14 protein-coding genes are annotated in these 16,861 nt (G+C 71.8%); all 14 read left to right on the forward strand.

All coding sequences use genetic code 11. The annotated features are described in order from the left end of the window. Nucleotide 1: 1 nt before the first annotated feature. The 14 genes from ACR3ZA_RS00850 to ACR3ZA_RS00915 all read left to right on the forward strand — a co-directional run bounded on the left by ACR3ZA_RS00850 (nt 2) and on the right by ACR3ZA_RS00915 (nt 16,849). Nucleotides 2–1,000 carry an ABC transporter permease subunit gene (locus tag ACR3ZA_RS00850; RefSeq protein WP_473659216.1) on the forward strand — a complete coding sequence of 333 codons (999 nt, stop codon included), beginning with the start codon at nt 2–4 and terminating at the stop codon, nt 998–1,000. After that, nucleotides 997–1,863: an ABC transporter permease subunit gene (locus ACR3ZA_RS00855; RefSeq protein ID WP_473659218.1), complete on the forward strand. Its 867-nt coding sequence runs from the start codon at nt 997–999 to the stop codon at nt 1,861–1,863. Before ACR3ZA_RS00850 ends, ACR3ZA_RS00855 begins: the two co-directional genes overlap by 4 nt. Next, the gene (locus tag ACR3ZA_RS00860) at nt 1,860–3,632 is read left to right on the forward strand and encodes a dipeptide ABC transporter ATP-binding protein (protein ID WP_473659220.1); all 1,773 of its coding nucleotides are present in this window, start codon (nt 1,860–1,862) and stop codon (nt 3,630–3,632) included. Before ACR3ZA_RS00855 ends, ACR3ZA_RS00860 begins: the two co-directional genes overlap by 4 nt. Continuing rightward, nucleotides 3,629–4,714 carry a peptidase C39 family protein gene (locus tag ACR3ZA_RS00865; RefSeq protein WP_473659222.1) on the forward strand — a complete coding sequence of 362 codons (1,086 nt, stop codon included), beginning with the start codon at nt 3,629–3,631 and terminating at the stop codon, nt 4,712–4,714. The genes ACR3ZA_RS00860 and ACR3ZA_RS00865 overlap by 4 nt, the downstream gene beginning before the upstream one ends. Before the next feature lie 35 nt (nt 4,715–4,749). Then, a complete protein-coding gene (locus ACR3ZA_RS00870; RefSeq protein WP_473659223.1) occupies nt 4,750–5,550 on the forward strand; it encodes an isoprenyl transferase in 801 nt (266 codons plus the stop codon). A 134-nt stretch (nt 5,551–5,684) separates the two neighbouring features. Then, on the forward strand, nt 5,685–6,440 hold the full coding sequence (locus tag ACR3ZA_RS00875) for an NrtR DNA-binding winged helix domain-containing protein (RefSeq protein ID WP_473659224.1): 756 nt from the start codon (nt 5,685–5,687) through the stop codon (nt 6,438–6,440). Further along, the gene (gene nadA / locus ACR3ZA_RS00880; protein ID WP_473659226.1) at nt 6,427–7,737 is read left to right on the forward strand and encodes a quinolinate synthase NadA; all 1,311 of its coding nucleotides are present in this window, start codon (nt 6,427–6,429) and stop codon (nt 7,735–7,737) included. Before ACR3ZA_RS00875 ends, nadA begins: the two co-directional genes overlap by 14 nt. A gap of 2 nt (nt 7,738–7,739) precedes the next feature. Then, nucleotides 7,740–9,389 (forward strand): L-aspartate oxidase, encoded by a 1,650-nt coding sequence (gene nadB / locus ACR3ZA_RS00885; RefSeq protein WP_473659228.1) that lies wholly within the window; start codon nt 7,740–7,742, stop codon nt 9,387–9,389. Next, on the forward strand, nt 9,386–10,255 hold the full coding sequence (gene nadC, locus ACR3ZA_RS00890; RefSeq protein WP_473659230.1) for a carboxylating nicotinate-nucleotide diphosphorylase: 870 nt from the start codon (nt 9,386–9,388) through the stop codon (nt 10,253–10,255). The genes nadB and nadC overlap by 4 nt, the downstream gene beginning before the upstream one ends. Further along, the gene (locus tag ACR3ZA_RS00895) at nt 10,252–11,406 is read left to right on the forward strand and encodes an aminotransferase class V-fold PLP-dependent enzyme (protein WP_473659232.1); all 1,155 of its coding nucleotides are present in this window, start codon (nt 10,252–10,254) and stop codon (nt 11,404–11,406) included. The genes nadC and ACR3ZA_RS00895 overlap by 4 nt, the downstream gene beginning before the upstream one ends. A 103-nt stretch (nt 11,407–11,509) precedes the next feature. Continuing rightward, complete coding sequence (locus tag ACR3ZA_RS00900; protein ID WP_473659234.1) at nt 11,510–13,141, forward strand: ATP-binding cassette domain-containing protein; 1,632 nt, start codon at nt 11,510–11,512, stop codon at nt 13,139–13,141. A 20-nt stretch (nt 13,142–13,161) separates the two neighbouring features. Then, nucleotides 13,162–14,244 (forward strand): Rv2578c family radical SAM protein, encoded by a 1,083-nt coding sequence (locus ACR3ZA_RS00905; RefSeq protein WP_473659236.1) that lies wholly within the window; start codon nt 13,162–13,164, stop codon nt 14,242–14,244. 61 nt (nt 14,245–14,305) lie between these two features. Next, a complete protein-coding gene (locus ACR3ZA_RS00910) occupies nt 14,306–15,364 on the forward strand; it encodes an aminotransferase class V-fold PLP-dependent enzyme (RefSeq protein ID WP_473659238.1) in 1,059 nt (352 codons plus the stop codon). Between the two features lie 99 nt (nt 15,365–15,463). Beyond that, nucleotides 15,464–16,849 (forward strand): glycine--tRNA ligase, encoded by a 1,386-nt coding sequence (locus tag ACR3ZA_RS00915; RefSeq protein ID WP_473659240.1) that lies wholly within the window; start codon nt 15,464–15,466, stop codon nt 16,847–16,849. Nucleotides 16,850–16,861: the final 12 nt, after the last annotated feature.

A 16,861-nucleotide genomic window follows, 5' to 3' on the forward strand; every position in this document is an offset into this window, starting at 1 on the left:
CATGAGCGGTGCGCCTCGGCGCGCGCTCCTCGCCGGGTGGGCATCCTCCTTCTGGGGGATGCTCACCCTGCGACTCCTCGGAGTTGTCGCGATCGTCTTCGTGCTGTCCGTGCTGATCTTCGGCATGATGCATCTCATCCCCGGGGATCTGGTGCGCAACCTCCTGGGTCTGCGGCCCGCGAATGAGGAGACGATCGCGGCCATCCGCGAGCAGTACCGCCTCGACGATCCGTTCTGGGTGCAGTACGCGACGTGGCTCGGCAACGCCCTGGGCGGCGACTTCGGCACCTCGATCCGCTACCAGCTGCCGGTCGCCGACGCGATCGCGCAGCGCATCCCGCTCACCGCCACGCTGTCGGTGCTCGCCATGCTGATCGCCGCCGTGACCGCGATCCCGCTCGGCGTCGTCGCGGCGCGGTTCCATCAGAAGCCCGTCGATCGCGCGGTCACCGGCTTCTCGGTGCTGGGACTCAGCGCGCCCGCCTTCGTCGTCTCCCTGCTGCTGCTCTACGTCTTCGCGTACTACCTGCCGATCTTCCCGGTGTACGGCGGCGGGGGCGGGGACCTGCTCTCGCAGCTGTACTACCTCGTGCTTCCCTCCACCGCCCTCGCGGCCGGCCTCGGCGCCATCCTGATGCGGCTGACGCGGGCCGCGATGATCGAGTCGCTCGCGAGCGACTACATCACGTTCGCGCGCTCGCGCGGGCTGGGCGAGGGCCGCGTGCTGCTGCTGGCGCTGCGGAACTCGGCGATTCCGATCGTCACGGCGGCCGGACTGGTCTTCACCTATGTCATCGGCGGCACCATCCTCGTCGAGGCCGCGTTCGCGCTGCCCGGACTGGGACTCATGCTGCAGGACGCCGTGCTGTTCAAGGACATCGCGCTCGTGCAGGCGCTGGTGCTGCTTGTCGCGGCCGTCATCGCCCTGCTCACGGTGGCGGTCGACTTCACCTACGCGGTTCTCGATCCGCGCGTTCGCAGCCGAAGGAGCGTCGCATGACCGCGCCCAAGACCACGGCCATCGCGCTGCGCCCCACGCTGCGCGCGGGCCGCGGCGGCCTGTTCGGCCTCATCGTGACCGGCGGCATCCTCGCGGTCGCGCTCGTGCTCGCCGCGTTCGGAACGCTGCTGGCGCCCGACGCGCTCGTGCAGGACATCCTGCTCGGGGCCACCCCGCCGGGGACTCCCGGTCATCCGCTCGGCACCGACGAGCTCGGGCGCGACGTCCTCCAGCTGCTGATCGCGGGGTCCGGCTCGGCGCTCGCGGGACCGGTGGTGATCGCGCTCGGCTCGATGCTGCTCGGTGTCGTCTTGGGGACGATCACCGGCTACGCGCAGGGGTGGCTCGACTTCACGATCGGTCGGGTCACGGATCTGCTGCTGGCGCTTCCCGTCGTGGTGGTCGCCATCGTCGTCGCCGGTGTGTTCGGCAGCGGCTACTGGGTAACCGTCGCCATGCTCGTCGTGCTGTTCGCCCCCTCCGACATCCGGCTCGTCCGCTCGGCGGTGATCGAGCAGTCGGCGAGGCCGTACATCGAGTCGGCTCGCATGCTGCGCCTCGGCCCGTTCCGCATCATGTTCCGCCACATCCTGCCCAACGTGTCGCCGATCATCGTCACCAACGCCCTCGTCAACTTCGCGATCGCGATTGTCGCGCTCTCGTCGCTGTCGTTCCTCGGTGTCGGTGTCTCGCCCGGCGCCGCCGACTGGGGGCGGCAGCTCGATGACGGGCGCGGACTGCTCCCGATCAACCCCGCCGCCACGATCGCCCCGGCTATCGCGATCGTCGTCGTCGCGTGCGCGGCCAACCTGCTCGGCGATGCCATCGCGGCCCGGGCCGAACGCAAGGGAGGCGCCGAGTGAGCGAGCACCCGATTCTGCTCGACGCGCGGGGGCTCAGCGTGCGAGGCCCGCGCGGCACGATCGTCGAACCGGTCGACCTGCAGGTGCGGGCGGGTCACACCCTCGCCGTGGTCGGTGAGTCCGGGTCGGGCAAATCGCTGACGGCGCGCGCCCTCACCGGCCTGCTCGATCCCGCCCTCGAGGCGTCGGGAACCGTGCTCTGGGGCGACCGTGAGTTCGACCTGGCGGGCACCGTCCCGTGGGCGGGACTGCGCGGCTCGGCGATCTCGCTGCTGCTCCAGGACCCCTTCACCTCGCTCAGCCCGGTGCATCGCTGCGGCACGCAGATCGCCGACACCGTGCGGGCGCTCGCGCGTCGACGTGGAAAGCGGATGACCGGGGCCGCGATTCGCACGCTTGTCGAGGATCGACTGCGCGAGGTCGGTCTCGACCCCGCCATCGCGCGTCGCTACCCGCACGAGCTGTCCGGCGGCATGCGACAGCGCGTCGCCATCGCCGCCGCGATCGCCGGAGACCCGGATGTGCTGATCGCCGACGAGCCGACGACGGCGCTCGACGCCTCCACCCAGGGCGAAGTGCTCGCGGTGCTCGCCGAGCTGCAGCAGCGTCGCGGGCTCGGGCTGATCCTCATCTCGCACGACCTCGGCGTCGTGCGCGGCTGCGCCGACGAGATCGTCGTGCTCTACGCCGGAACGGTCGCCGAGCGCGGCCCCGCCGGTGTGGTGCTCGACGCGCCGGTGCATCCGTACACGGCGCGACTGCTCGCCGCCGACCCGCCGCTGGATCACCGGCTGGAGAAGCTGGAAGGCATCCCGGGTTCGGTTCCCGCGCCCGGGCAGCGACCCGACGGCTGCGCGTTCGCGCCACGCTGCCTGATGGCGACCGAGCTCTGCCACACCGAGGCCCCGGCGCTCGAGGCGGTGCCCCGCGGCGGTGTCGTCGCGTGCCACCACAGCCGGACGCCGCTCACCTTCGAGGAGCGCGGACGTGCCGTCCAGGCGACGGCGGCACCCGCCGAGGCGCTGCTGGCGGTGCGCGGGCTGCGAGCCCAGCACGGACCGACCGAGATTCTTCACGGCGTCGACCTCGAGGTCGGTCAGGGCGAGATCGTCGGCGTCGTCGGCGAGTCTGGGTCGGGCAAGACGACGCTCGCGCGCTGCGTGGCCGGCCTGCACGCGCCGTCGGACGGCGAGGTGAGCCTCGACGGCCGCGCGCTGTCGCGACGCCTCGCGGACCGCGACCCGCGGGACGTGCAGATCGTCTTCCAGGACCCGTACTCGGCGCTCAACCCGCGACTCACTGTCGGCGATGCGCTGCGCGAGGCCCTCGCCGTCGGCGGTCGCCCGCCCGGCGACGTCGGTGAGCTGCTCGAGAGCGTCGGGCTCCCCGCGCGCTACGCCGCCCGGCGGCCGCGCGACCTCTCCGGTGGCGAGCGCCAGCGCGTCGCGATCGCGCGGGCTCTCGCGCCGCGGCCGCGGCTGCTGATCTGCGACGAGTCGGTGTCGGCGCTCGACGTGTCCGTGCAGGCGCAGATCCTGGCGCTGCTGCTGCGCCTCCGCGACGAACTCGGCACTCCCGTGCTTGTCATCACGCACGACCTCGCCGTCGTGCGCCAGGTGTGCGACCGGGTGCTCGTGCTGCGCCGAGGTGAGATGGTGGAGTCGGGGACGGTCTCCCGCGTGTTCGATGCGCCCGAGCATGCGTACACCGCCTCCCTGCTCGCCGCCAGCGAGATCACGGCCGAACGGAAGGAGCCGACCCGCGCATGACCGAGACGACATCGGAGCCCCGCGTGCCGACCATCGCCGAGCTCGCCCCCGCGATTCCCGCGCGTGAGCAGTCGACGGGGCTCGTGCTGCCGGATGCCGTGGCCGAGGTCTGGGCTCGCCCCACCGGCAGTGCGATCGTGCACCGCGCGCTGCTCGGGGAGGCCAAGGCGCCGCTCGCCGGTGCGCTGCTGCGCCGTCGACCGCAGACGGTCGGCTCGGTCATCACCGGTGCGTTCGGCGCGCCCGATGACCTGGCGTTCGTGATCGAGGCGCTCGTCGCGCGCGAGACCGAGGCCGGGCATCCGCTGCTCAAGTGGGAGGTGCGACCGGGGCAGGACGTCGACCCCTCAGCGCATGGGTTCCGGCCGCTGCGCACCCCGCACCGCTCGGGCGACGGGACCGAGCCCGGCATCCACGGCTGGGTGCGCGATCTGGTCGACTGGCCGCGCGAGGAGGTCGTCTACTACCGCCAGACCACCGACTTCACCTGCGGCGGCGTCTCGGCGCTGCTGGCGCTCGAGGCGGTGGGGGAGCGCCTGCTCGGCGATGACGCGGACGCGAACCGGCTGACCGAGCTGCGCACCTGGCGGGCCGCCACGAACGTTCCCGCCTGCGATCCGCTGGCCCTCGCCGTGACGGTTGACCGGCTGCGCGGCGACGCGCACCGGGTCGAGGTCTACCTCGACACCGACGAGCCCGTGCTGCTCGAGCAGCTCGACGAGCCCGAGGAGCTGTCGTTCCGCGCCGATCTGCAGCGCCTCGCCGCGATCGAGCTCGACGAGCGCCACGTCACCTGGCATCACGAGAGGCTCGGCATGACCGAGGTCGCTGAGGCGGTGGCGGGGGGCGCCGTGGCGCTGCTGCTGATCGACCTGGAGCCGCTCATCGACGACCCGACCCCGCACTGGGTGGTCGCCTCCGCGGTGCGCGACGGCGTGCTGCTGATCGACGACCCCTGGGTCGAAACCGAGATCGGGGAGAGCTGGGTGGTGACCCACGAGCTGCCGATGACGACGGACGCCCTGGACGGGGTCGTGCGCTGGGGGCGCGGCTACCGCGGCGTCATCCTGCTGCACCGCTGAGCGAGGCCGAGCACGAGGCTGGCTAGGCTGACACGGTGACGTCGACCACGCATCCCGATGCGGAGCCGTTCCGGCCCCTGGACTGGACCGGGCTCTATCCGCCCGCCTTCCCCGCGGGGTCGGTGCCCGCGCACGTGGCGATCGTGATGGACGGCAACGGGCGCTGGGCCAACCAGCGCGGGCTGACCCGCACGCAGGGGCACCAGGCGGGCGAGGTGGCGCTGCTCGACGTGGTCGCCGGCGCCATCCAGGCCGGGGTGAAGCACCTCAGCGTCTACGCCTTCTCGACCGAGAACTGGAAGCGCAGCCCCGACGAGGTGCGCTTCCTGATGGGCTTCAACCGCGAGGTGCTGCACCGGCGGCGCGATCAGCTCAACGAGTGGGGTGTGCGGGTGCGCTGGGCCGGGCGGCGTCCGAAGCTGTGGCGCAGTGTGATCGACGAGCTGCAGTTCGCCGAGCGGCTCACCGCCGGCAATTCGACCCTGACCCTGACGATGTGCGTCAACTACGGCGGACGCACCGAGATCGCGGATGCGGTGCGCCAGATCGCGGCCGAGGCGGCGGCGGGGCGGCTGAACCCGGCCCGCATCAGCGAGAAGACGATCCAAAAGCACCTCTACGTGCCGGATCTGCCGGACGTCGACCTGTTCGTGCGCAGCTCGGGGGAGCAGCGCACCAGCAACTTCCAGCTCTGGCAGGCGGCGTACGCCGAGATGGTGTTCTTGGACACGCTGTGGCCCGATTTCTCGCGCGAGGACCTGTGGCGCGCGATCGGAATGTATGTGGGCCGCGACCGCCGGTTCGGCGGCGCCGTCGACGCCCCGACGCCCCGCTGAGCCCGGCGGGCCGAGCGGCGGCCCGGGTCCCGTCTCTGCGGGTTCAGGTCAGCGTGACCCGAAGTGCTAGAATCTGTTCGGGTTGAAATGACTCTTACACCGAGTCGCCCGGGAACGGCACGGAAGGAGTCGCGATGGATGCCGATCGACAGATCTCGCTCGCGGTCTCGACCGTGATCTTCGCGCTCCGCCCGCATCCGATCTCTGGCCGCAGCGTCGTCAGCCTGCCGCTCGTGCGCCGCACGCGCGAGCCGTTCGCCGAGCGCTGGGCGCTGCCCGGCGGCTGGGCGGACCCGTCCGAAGGGTTCGAGCAGACCGCCGCGCGCAACCTCGTCGAGACGACCGGCGTGCGCCCCGGCTACCTCGAGCAGCTCTACTGCTTCGGCGACCCCGACCGCTCGCCCAGCGGCCGCGTCGTCAGCGTCGTCTACTGGGCGCTCGTCGCCCCCGAGCAGACCGACGCCGACCGCGAAGCCGACAACGTGCGCTGGTTCGCCGCCGACGAGCTGCCCGAGCTCGCCTTCGACCACAACCTGATCGTCGAGTACGCGCTTTGGCGGCTGCGCAACAAGCTCGAGTACAGCCAGATCGCGCACGCGCTGCTCGGTGAGACCTTCACGCTCAGCGAACTGCGCCAGGTGCACGAGGCGGTGCTCGATCGAGAACTCGACCCCGCCAACTTCCGGCGCCAGATGGAGTCCTCCGGCGCCCTCGTGGCCACCGACCAGCGCGTCGTCGGCGGGCGCCACCGTCCGCCACGTCTCTACCGCTACGACTCCGCGGCCGCTCTCGTCGACCACGGACCCCTGACCGAGCACCACGGCCTCGCCCGCGCGGCCGCCCCGACCACCACCCCCGCAGGAGAGGACGCCGATCATGGCCTCCGTTGACACCACCATTCAGCTGATTCGCACCACGGGTCGCAACGCCGAGGGGCAGCCGCAGGAGGCGTGCAGCCCGGCGCTCGCGAAGAGCCCGTGGGACTTCGATCGCGAGCTCCAGTACGGACCCGGCTCGTCGATGGGCGACGTGATCCCCACGGGCTCGCCCCGCCAGGGCGCGATCCCGCGGGAGTACCAGGACGCCACTCCTGAGGAGCTGGATGCGCGCATCCGCGCCGCCAAGCAGACCCTCGGCGACCGCGTCGTCGTGCTCGGACACTTCTACCAGCGCGACGAGGTGGTGGAGCACGCCGACTTCCTCGGCGACAGCTTCCAGCTGGCCAACGCCGCCCAGACGGTGCCGAACGCCGAGGCGATCATCTTCTGCGGGGTGCACTTCATGGCCGAGACCGCCGACATCCTCGCCCGTGACGACCAGGCGGTCATCCTGCCGAACCTCGCCGCCGGCTGCTCGATGGCCGACATGGCCGACGAGGACTCTGTCGAGGAGGCCTGGGCCGAGCTCGAGGCGATCTACGGCACCGAGCCGGATGCCGACGGCAAGGCCCCGATCATCCCGGTCACCTACATGAACTCCTCCGCCGCGCTCAAGGCGTTCTGCGGCCGTCACGGCGGCATCGTCTGCACCAGCTCGAACGCCGAGACGGTGCTCGAGTGGGCGTTCGAGCGCGGGCAGCGCGTGCTGTTCTTCCCCGACCAGCACCTGGGGCGCAACACCGCCAAGAAGATGGGCGTGCCTTTGGAGTGCATGCCGATGTGGAATCCGCGGAAGCCCCAGGGCGGCAACACCGTCGACGAGCTGCTCGATGCGCGCGTGGTGCTCTGGCACGGCTTCTGCAGCGTGCACAAGCGCTTCAGCGTCGCGCAGATCGACCAGGCGCGCGCCGAGCACCCGGGCGTGCAGGTGATCGTGCACCCCGAATGCCCGATGCCGGTCGTCGACGCCGCCGATTCGGCCGGGTCGACCGACTTCATCCGCAAGGCGATCGCGGCCGCCACCGAGCCGACCACCTTCGCCGTCGGCACCGAGATCAACATGGTCAACCGCCTGGCGGCCGAGTTCCCGCAGCACGAGATCTTCTGCCTCGACCCGGTGGTGTGCCCGTGCTCGACGATGTACCGCATCCACCCCGGCTACCTGGCCTGGGTGCTCGAAGCGCTCGTGCGCGGCGAGGTGCTGAACCAGATCCGCGTTCCCGAGGAGGTGGCGGCCGATGCCCGCATCGCCCTCGAGCGCATGCTGGCCGCGCTGCCCAAGGACGCGGCCCCCACCACGAAGGACTGAGGATGCGCGTCGTCGTCGTCGGGACCGGGATCGCCGGCCTCATCACCGCCTACCGCGCGAGCGCGAACCACGACGTGGTGCTCGTGACGAAGGCCGAGCTGGCCGAGAGCAACACGAAGTACGCGCAGGGCGGCATCGCCGCGGCGATGTTCCCGGACGACAGCATCGACTCCCACGTGGAAGACACGCTCGTCGCGGGGGCGGGCCTGTGCGACCGGAACGCCGTCGAGGTGCTCTGCGGCGAGGGGCCGCAGCGGGTGCGCGACCTGATCGCGCTCGGCGTCGAGTTCGACCGCGCGAGCGAGGAGCCGGGTGCCGAGCTCGCGCGCGGCCACGAGGCGGCGCACTCGCACCGCCGCGTGCTGCACGCCGGCGGCGACGCCACCGGGCTCGCGATCGAGGTGGCGCTGCTGCGCGCCGTCAAGCGACTCGCGGTGGAGGTGCACGAGCACACCTTCTTGCGCGACCTGATCGTCGACACCGATGAGACCGGCGCCCGCCGCGTCGTCGGTGTCGAGGCGATCGATCCCGACGGGCGCGAGATGACCATCGCTGCCGACGCCGTGGTACTCGCCAGTGGCGGTGCGGGCCAGCTCTACCGCCACACCACCAACCCCGAGGTGACCACCGGCGACGGGGTGGCCATCGCCTACCGCGCCGGGGCCGCGGTGCAGGATCTGGAGTTCTTCCAGTTCCACCCGACCTCGCTCGCCGTGCCCGGCAATCCGCTCGTCTCGGAGGCGGTGCGCGGCGAGGGCGCGATCCTCGTCGACGAGAACGGGCACCGCTTCATGTTCGACGTGCACCCCGACGGCGAGCTCGCCCCGCGCGACGTCGTGGCCCGCGGCATCGCCGCCGCCATGGCGGCGCAGGGCGGCCGACCGGTGCTCCTCGACGCGACGGCCCTCGGCGGCGAGTTCCTCGCCGAGCGCTTCCCCGGGATCACGCGCGTGGTCACCGAGCACGGCTTCGACTGGGGGAGCCAGCCGATCCCCGTCACCCCGGCGGCGCACTACTGGATGGGCGGGGTGCGCACCGACACCTCCGGACGCTCGAGCCTCGCCGGGCTGTACGCGGTCGGCGAGACCAGCTGCACCGGCGTCCACGGTGCCAACCGGCTCGCCTCGAACTCGCTGCTGGAGTCGCTCGTCTTCGCCTGGCGGGCCGCGGACGCCCTGGATCTTCCGCCGCATCCGCTCGCCCTGGATCCCGCCGAACTGGACCCCGCCGGTCTCGACCCGGCCGCCGTGGCGAGCACACCTGCCGCCCGTGTCGACGAAATGCAGGAAAAACGGGCGGATGCCGACCTCGCCCCGCAGCAAACCGGCGGCGAGGTCTTCGCGCGTCCTGCATTTCGTCAGCTGATGTGGGAGCAGGTGGGGCTGGAGCGCGACGCCGAGGGGCTGCGCGCCGCGGCCGCGCGACTCGGCGAGATGCGGGTCGTCGGCGACACCATCGACGACCACGAAGACCGCAACCTGCTCGAACTCGGCCGCCTCATGGTGGCGGCGGCACTGCGCCGCGAGGAGTCGCGGGGCGCGCACTCCCGCCGCGACTTCCCCGAGACCGAGGAAGCCTTCGCGCGTTCATTCCTGTGGGTGCATGAGTCGGCTCGCGCCGCCGAGCGCGTCGTAGCGGAGGTGCTCGGATGAGCGGCGCGATGACCCCCGAGTACCTCGACGACCTGATCCGTCGCGCACTGGCCGAGGACGCCCCCTGGGGCGATGTCACCAGCGAGGTGTTCGTTCCCGCGGATGCGCGGGCCACCGCCACGCTCTCCTCGCGCGAACCGGGCGTGCTCAGCGGCCTGACGGTGTTCGAGCGCGTGTTCCAGCTCGTGGATGCCTCGATCGGCATCGACCTGCTCGCGAGTGACGGCGACGACGTCGAGCCGGGAACGACCCTGGCCCGCGTGACGGGACCGGCGCGCGCGATTCTGCGCGCCGAGCGCATCGCGCTCAACCTCTCGCAGCGCATGTCAGGCATCGCCACCGCGACGCGGCGCTACGTCGACGCGGTCGCGGGCACGAGCGTCCGGATCGTCGACACCCGCAAGACGACGCCGGGCCTGCGTGCGCTCGAACGACAGGCGGTGCGCGACGGCGGCGGGCACAATCACCGCTTCTCGCTGTCCGACGCCGTGATGGCCAAAGACAACCACCTCGCCGTGCTGGCGGCGCAGGGCATCGGCACCGGCGACGCGATCCGCGCCGCGCGCGCGAAGCTCGGCCACACCGTCCACCTGGAGGTGGAGGTCGACCGGATCGACCAGATCGAGGAGGTCGTGGCGGCGGGGGTCGACACGATCATGCTCGACAACTTCACCGTCGACGAGCTCCGCCAGGGAGTGGCGATGGTCGCCGGCCGCGCGGTCGTGGAGGCCAGCGGCGGCGTGACGCTCGACACGGTCGCCGACATCGCCGCCACCGGCGTCGACGTCATCTCGGTGGGCGCGCTGACCCACAGCGTTCGCGCCCTCGACCTCGGTCTCGACGTCGAGGTGCAGCTGCCCTCATGAGCTACCTCGACCAGGCGGCGACCCGTCCCGTGCGCCGCGAGGTGCTCGAGGCGATGTGGCCTTTCCTGGCGGGGGAGTACGAGGGCGAGTTCGGGAATCCGTCGAGTCGCCACGAGATCGGCGACCGCGCCGCGCGGGCGCTGTCGGAGGCCCGCGGCCGCATCGCAGGGCATCTGGGCTGCCGGCCCGGCGAGGTGATTCTGACCTCCGGCGGCACCGAGGCGGACAATCTCGCGCTGAAGGGCATCGCCCTGGCGAATCCGCGTGGCCGTCACCTGGTCACGACGGCGATCGAGCACGAGGCGGTGCTCGAGAGCGCCGAGTACCTGCGCCGCCTGCACGGCTTCGAGGTGACCTTCGTCGACCTCACGCCGGAGGGGCTCGTCACCCCGGCGGCGCTCACGGCGGCTCTGCGTGACGACACGACGCTCGTCAGCATCCACCACGGCAACAACGAGATCGGATGCGTCCAGCCGATCGCCGAACTCGCCGCCGTGGCGCGCGAGGCCCGCATCCCGTTCCACACGGATGCGGTGCAATCCGCCGGCTGGTTCGACGTCGGTCTGGCGAGCCTGGGCGTCGACGCCGTCAGCATCGCCGGCCACAAGCTCGGCGCGCCGAAGGGCGTCGGGGCGTTGGCGGTGCGCCGCGGTATCGCGCTGGAGCCGCTCATCCACGGCGGCGGGCAGGAGCGCGGGCGCCGCTCGGGCACCGAGAACGTCGCGGGAGCGGTGGGCCTGGCGACGGCGCTCGACCTGGCGGCCGCGGCGCGCGTCGCGGCCGACGACACCGCCGCCGCCCGCGATGCGCTGATCGACGGCGTGCTCGCCGCGGTGCCGGGCGCGCTGCTGACCGGGCCGCGCGAGCCGCGGCTGCCGGGCCACGCCTCCTTCTGCTTTCCGGGCACGAGCGGCGAGGCGGTGCTGCTGGAGCTCGAGCGCCGCGGGGTCGTGTGCTCCAGCGGCTCGGCGTGTGCGGCGGGCAGCGACGAGCCCTCGCACGTGCTCACCGCGATCGGCATCGCGCCCGAGGTGGCGCAGACGGCGGTGCGGTTCACGTTCGGGGCGGAGTTCACGCCCGCCGACGCCGAGAGCGTGGCCGCCCGGGTGGCCGAGTCGGTGGCGGCGGTCGGCGGACTCTCGGCATCCTGAGCGATCTTTGGTATTCTCGTCGACGTGTTCCTGTGAATCGTGATCCGTCCCGCGTCCGTGGCTGTGCCCGGCGGGGCTTTCCGATCTCACGAACAGGAACCCCATGTCTCCCCGCTCTGCGGCGGCGCTGCGCGCCGTCGGGCTCTCCCGCACCTTCGGTGATCGCCGCGTCCTGACCGATCTCAGCCTGGTGGCCGCGCCCGGCACCCGGCTCGGCCTGATCGGCGACAACGGCGCCGGGAAGTCCACGCTGCTGCGCCTGCTCGCCGGACTCGACACCCCCGATGCGGGGTTCGTGGAACGCCCGCCTCGCACCGCGCTGCTTGCGCAGGAGGTCGACCTGCCGGCCGAGAACTCGCTCGGATCGATCGTCGAGGCGGCCGTCGCGCCGCTGCGCGCCCTGGAGCAGGAGGTGGAGTCCGCCGCGGCGGGGCTCGACGGATCAGCCTCGAGCTCCGAACGCTTCGCGTGCGCTCTCGACGCCGCCGAGCGGGCCGAACTCTGGACGCTCGACGCCCGGCGCGACGCACTCCTCACCGGGCTCGGCGTCGACGCTCTCGGCCTCGACCGCGCGATCGGCACCGTCTCGGGCGGCCAGCGCGCCCGCGTCGCCCTGGCCGGGCTGCTGCTGGCGCGCCCCGAGGCCCTGCTGCTGGACGAACCCACCAACCACCTCGACGACGCGGCGGCCGAGTTTCTGGCGCAGACCCTGCGCGGCTGGCACGGCGTGGTCGTGTTCACCAGCCACGACCGGGTGTTCCTCGACGAGGTCGCGACCGACCTGCTCGACATTGACCCGGCGCGTCACGGCGCGACGCGCTTCGGGGGTGGCTTCACCGACTACCTGAGCGCCAAGGCCGGCGAGCGTCGACGCTGGGAGGAGCAGCATGCCCGCGAGACGGAGGAGGCGGCCCGGCTCGAGCTCGTGGTCGCCGAGACCGGGCGACGCGTCGCACCGGGGCGCGGCCCCCGCGACAACGACCGCTTCGTGCACCACTTCAAGGGGGCGAACGTGGAGCGCACCGTGGCCCGGCGGGTGCGGGATGCGCGTGGACGGCTCCAGGAGCTGACCGAGACGCGCGTCGCGCCGCCGCCTCCTCCGCTGAGCTTCGCCGGGATCCCCGGTGGCGCGCATCCGCTGCCCGGGGATGAGCCGGTGCTCGCGCTCGACCGGGCGCTGGTCGATCGCCGACTCGACATCGACTCGTTCTCGTTGGCGCCGCGGGACGCCGTCCTGCTGACCGGTGAGAACGGGGCCGGCAAGTCGACGCTCCTGGGTGTGCTCGCCGGGACGATTCCGCTCGATGCCGGGCGGCTCCGGCGCCGTCGGGGGCTGCGCGTCGCCGTGCTCGAACAGGATGTGCGCTGGCGCGACCCCGATGTCACCGCGCGCCAGCTGTACGCGCGTCAGCTCGGCGAGGCGCGCGCCGACCGGCGACCGCTCGCCGACCTCGGCCTGCTTGCCGCCGCTGACCTCGATCGTCCGGTCGGCGCGCTGTCGATCGGCCAGCAGCGCCGCGTCGCCCTCGCGCTGGTGATCGCCCAGCCGCCGCACGTGCTCCTGCTCGACGAGCCGAGCAACCACCTCTCGGTCGGACTCGCCACCGAACTGGAGGAGGCACTCGGCAGATATCCCGGTGCGGTGGTCGTGGCCAGTCACGATCGCTGGCTGCGCTCGCGGTGGGGCGGGCGTCGCATCCGGATGCAGGCGGGGCGCCTGGTTGACGATCACTAGAACATATGTTCGAATGAGGCATGCGGTGGAGCGGGCAGCAGTTGAGCGCAGAGAACGTCGAGGCGCTGCCCGGCCTCGCGCGGCTCAACAACCTGGTGCGCAGCGTGCAGACGCCCGAGTTCGCGGGTGTCACGTTCCACGAGGTGCTCGCGAAGTCCGCCCTCAACAAGGTGCCCGGCGGCGGGGGAGCGCTGCCCTTCGGGTGGACGATCAACCCCTACCGGGGCTGCCAGCACGCCTGCACCTACTGCTTCGCGAGGCCCACCCACGAGTATCTCGACCTCGACGCGGGCCGCGACTTCGACAGCCAGATCATCGTCAAGACGAACGTCGCGGAGGTGCTCGAGCGCGAGCTCGCCCGGCCCAGCTGGCAGCACCACCCGGTCGCGCTCGGTACCAACACCGACCCGTATCAGCGCGCCGAGGGTCGCTACCGGCTGATTCCGGGCATCATCGCGGCGCTGGCGGCCTCCGGCACCCCGCTCAGCATCCTCACCAAAGGCACGCTGCTGCGGCGCGACCTGCCGCTCTTGGCCGAGGCGCGCGAGCACGTGCCCGTCGATCTGGCGATGTCGATCGCGATCTTCGACCCCGACCTGCAGCACTCCGTCGAACCGGGCACCCCGACCGCCGCCGCGCGGCTGCAGACCGTGCGGGCGGTGCGCGAGGCGGGCTTCGACTGCGCGGTGCTGCTGATGCCGGTGCTGCCGTTCCTCACCGACACGCGGGAGCACCTCGACCGCGCGTTCCGGATGCTCGCCGAGGCGGGCGCCACCAGCGTCGCCCACTCGGCGCTGCACCTGAAACCCGGCGTGAAGGAGTGGTACCTGGCGTGGATCGAGCGGGCGCATCCGGAGCACCTGGAGCGCACCCGCGCGCTCTACGCGGGCGGCACCTACGCGCCGAAGGAGTACCGGCGCTGGCTCGCCGAGCGCATCCGACCGTTCATGCGCCAGTACGGATTCGAGCGCACCCGGCTCGCGCCCGGAACCGGAGTGCCCGCGTCGTCGGCGCATCCGGAGGCCACGATCCGCGGTTCGCGTCTGCTCGCGACCGAGTTGTCGCCGCGAGCCGCCGCGGTGCTGCAGCCGTCGCTGTTCTGAGACGGCCAGACCGTGCGGCGTGGCTCTTGCCGTGGCGCGAGACGGGCGCAATGCTCGGAGCATGACATCTGAGGCACTCGCCGCGGCGATCGATCAGTTCGGAGACCCGCGGGGGTACCTCGCGGTGGCCTCCATCGGACTCCCGCCGCAGCGCTCCGTCGACGCCATGATGGCCGACCTCGAGGCGTGGGCGGCGGCCGACCGCGACCCGCAGGGCTATGACCCGGTCATCGAGCGGACGCGCGCCTCCTATGCGCGGCTGGTGCGGGTGCCCGTCGACCAGGTGGCCATCGGCGGGGCCGTCTCGGTCATGACCTCGCTCGTCGCCGAGGCGGTGCCGCCGGGGGCCGAGGTGCTGATCGCCGACCACGACTTCTCGTCGGTGCACTTCCCGTTCCTGCAGCGCCAGGGGGAGGGCGGCATCCGCGTGCGCGTCGTCGCCCTCGACGCTCTCGCCGACGAGATCCGCGATGACACCCACCTGGTGGCGTTCTCGCTCGTGCAGTCGGCGACCGGGCAGGTGGCCGACGTCGGCGCGATCACGGAGGCGGCCGCGCGGGTCGGTGCGCTCACCTATTGCGACGTCACCCAGGCCGCGGGCGTGTACCCGGTCGACGCCTCGCTGTTCGACATCACCTCGTGCCACACCTACAAGTGGCTGTGCTCGCCGCGCGGCGTCGGCTTCTTGACCGTCAGCGAGCGCGGCGCGCGGGCGCTGCGGCCGCTGCAGGCGGGCTGGTACGCCGGCGACGACGTCTGGAAGAGCACCTACGGGCCCGAGATGCATCTCGCGACGAACGCCCGGCGCTTCGACGTCTCGCCCGCCTGGCAGGCGTGGGTCGGCGCCGAGCACGCGATCGAGCTGTTCGCCGGGCTCGACATGACGGAGGTGTGGGAGCGCACCAGCGGGCTGGGCGATGCGCTCTGCGAGGCGCTCGGCATCCCGCCGCAGCACCAGCCGATCGTCACCTGGCCCGACACCAGCGGGCAAGACCTGCGCACGCTCATCGCGGCGGGCATCCGGGTCTCCGGTCGGGCGGGACGTCTGCGGGCGTCGTTCCACCTCTGGAATGACGAGTCCGACGTTCGGGCCGTCACTCAGGCGCTCTGGGGGGCGTGAGCGCCGGTAGGCTGACGGGAAGCGTCCGGCGTTCGCCGTTGACGCATCCCGCGCACCATCGACCGCGCAGCCAGCGCGGCTGACCTCTGGAGTTTCTTCGTGGCAACGCCCAACCCGCTCGATTCGATCATCTCCCTCGCCAAGCGCCGAGGCTTCGTCTACCAGGCGGGTGAGATCTACGGCGGCTCCCGTTCCGCCTGGGACTACGGCCCGCTCGGCACCGCGCTGAAGGAGAACATCAAGCGCGAGTGGTGGAAGTTCATGGTGCAGACGCGCGACGACATCGTCGGCATCGACTCCTCGGTGATCCTGCCGAAGAAGGTCTGGGAGGCCTCCGGTCACGTCGAGGTCTTCAGTGATCCGCTCGTCGAGTGCCAGAGCTGCCACAAGCGCTACCGCGAAGACCACCTGCTCGAGGAGTTCGAGGAGAAGAAGGGCCGCGCGCCCGAGAACGGCCTCGCCGACATCGCCTGCGCCAACTGCGGCACCCGCGGCCAGTGGACCGAGCCGCGTGCTTTCAGCGGACTGCTGAAGACCTTCCTCGGCCCGGTGGATGACGAGGCCGGCATGCACTACCTGCGGCCCGAAACCGCGCAGGGCATCTTCGTCAACTTCGCGAACGTGATGTCGAGCGCCCGCATGAAGCCGCCGTTCGGCATCGCCCAGGTCGGCAAGAGCTTCCGCAACGAGATCACCCCCGGAAACTTCATCTTCCGCACGCGCGAGTTCGAGCAGATGGAGATGGAGTTCTTCGTCGAGCCCGGCACCGACGAGGAGTGGCACCAGTACTGGATCGACGCGTGCATGAAGTGGTACCGCGACCTCGGCATCCACGAGGAGAACCTGCGGTTCTACGAGCACCCGAAGGAGAAGCTCAGCCACTACTCGAAGCGCACCGTCGACGTCGAGTACCGCTTCCGCTTCGCCGGATCCGAGTGGGGCGAGCTGATGGGTGTCGCCAACCGCACCGACTTCGACCTGAAGACGCACTCCGAGCACTCCGGCGTCGACCTGTCGTACTTCGACCAGACCAAGAACGAGCGCTGGATCCCGTACGTGATCGAGCCGGCGTTCGGCCTGACGCGCGCGCTGATGGCGTTCCTGGTGGACGCCTACAGCGAGGACGAGGCCCCCAACACCAAGGGCGGCGTCGACAAGCGCACCGTGCTGCGTCTCGACCGTCGTCTCGCGCCGGTCAAGGTCGCGGTGCTGCCGCTGTCGCGCAACGAGAAGCTCTCGCCGGTGGCGAAGGAGCTCGCCGCCCGCCTGCGCCAGCACTGGATGATCGAGTTCGACGACGCGGGTGCGATCGGGCGCCGCTACCGTCGCCAGGACGAGATCGGCACGCCGTTCTGCGTCACCGTCGACTTCGACACCCTCGACGACAACGCGGTGACCGTGCGCGAGCGCGACACGATGAGCCAAGAGCGCATCCCGCTCGACGGCCTCGAGCGCTACCTCGCCGGCCACCTCCTCGGCGCCTAACCCCCCGCCCCC

The organism is Herbiconiux sp. J20-20 (assembly GCF_057365085.1).

Coding starts and splice junctions, on each gene's coding strand:
- ACR3ZA_RS00865 (WP_473659222.1), top strand. CDS start 3,629: ATGACCGAGACGACATCGGAGCCCCGCGTGCCGACCATCGCCGAGCTC.
- ACR3ZA_RS00910 (WP_473659238.1), top strand. CDS start 14,306: ATGACATCTGAGGCACTCGCCGCGGCGATCGATCAGTTCGGAGACCCG.
- ACR3ZA_RS00875 (WP_473659224.1), top strand. CDS start 5,685: ATGGATGCCGATCGACAGATCTCGCTCGCGGTCTCGACCGTGATCTTC.
- ACR3ZA_RS00850 (WP_473659216.1), top strand. CDS start 2: ATGAGCGGTGCGCCTCGGCGCGCGCTCCTCGCCGGGTGGGCATCCTCC.
- nadC (WP_473659230.1), top strand. CDS start 9,386: ATGAGCGGCGCGATGACCCCCGAGTACCTCGACGACCTGATCCGTCGC.
- nadA (WP_473659226.1), top strand. CDS start 6,427: ATGGCCTCCGTTGACACCACCATTCAGCTGATTCGCACCACGGGTCGC.
- ACR3ZA_RS00855 (WP_473659218.1), top strand. CDS start 997: ATGACCGCGCCCAAGACCACGGCCATCGCGCTGCGCCCCACGCTGCGC.
- ACR3ZA_RS00895 (WP_473659232.1), top strand. CDS start 10,252: ATGAGCTACCTCGACCAGGCGGCGACCCGTCCCGTGCGCCGCGAGGTG.
- ACR3ZA_RS00905 (WP_473659236.1), top strand. CDS start 13,162: ATGCGGTGGAGCGGGCAGCAGTTGAGCGCAGAGAACGTCGAGGCGCTG.
- ACR3ZA_RS00900 (WP_473659234.1), top strand. CDS start 11,510: ATGTCTCCCCGCTCTGCGGCGGCGCTGCGCGCCGTCGGGCTCTCCCGC.
- nadB (WP_473659228.1), top strand. CDS start 7,740: ATGCGCGTCGTCGTCGTCGGGACCGGGATCGCCGGCCTCATCACCGCC.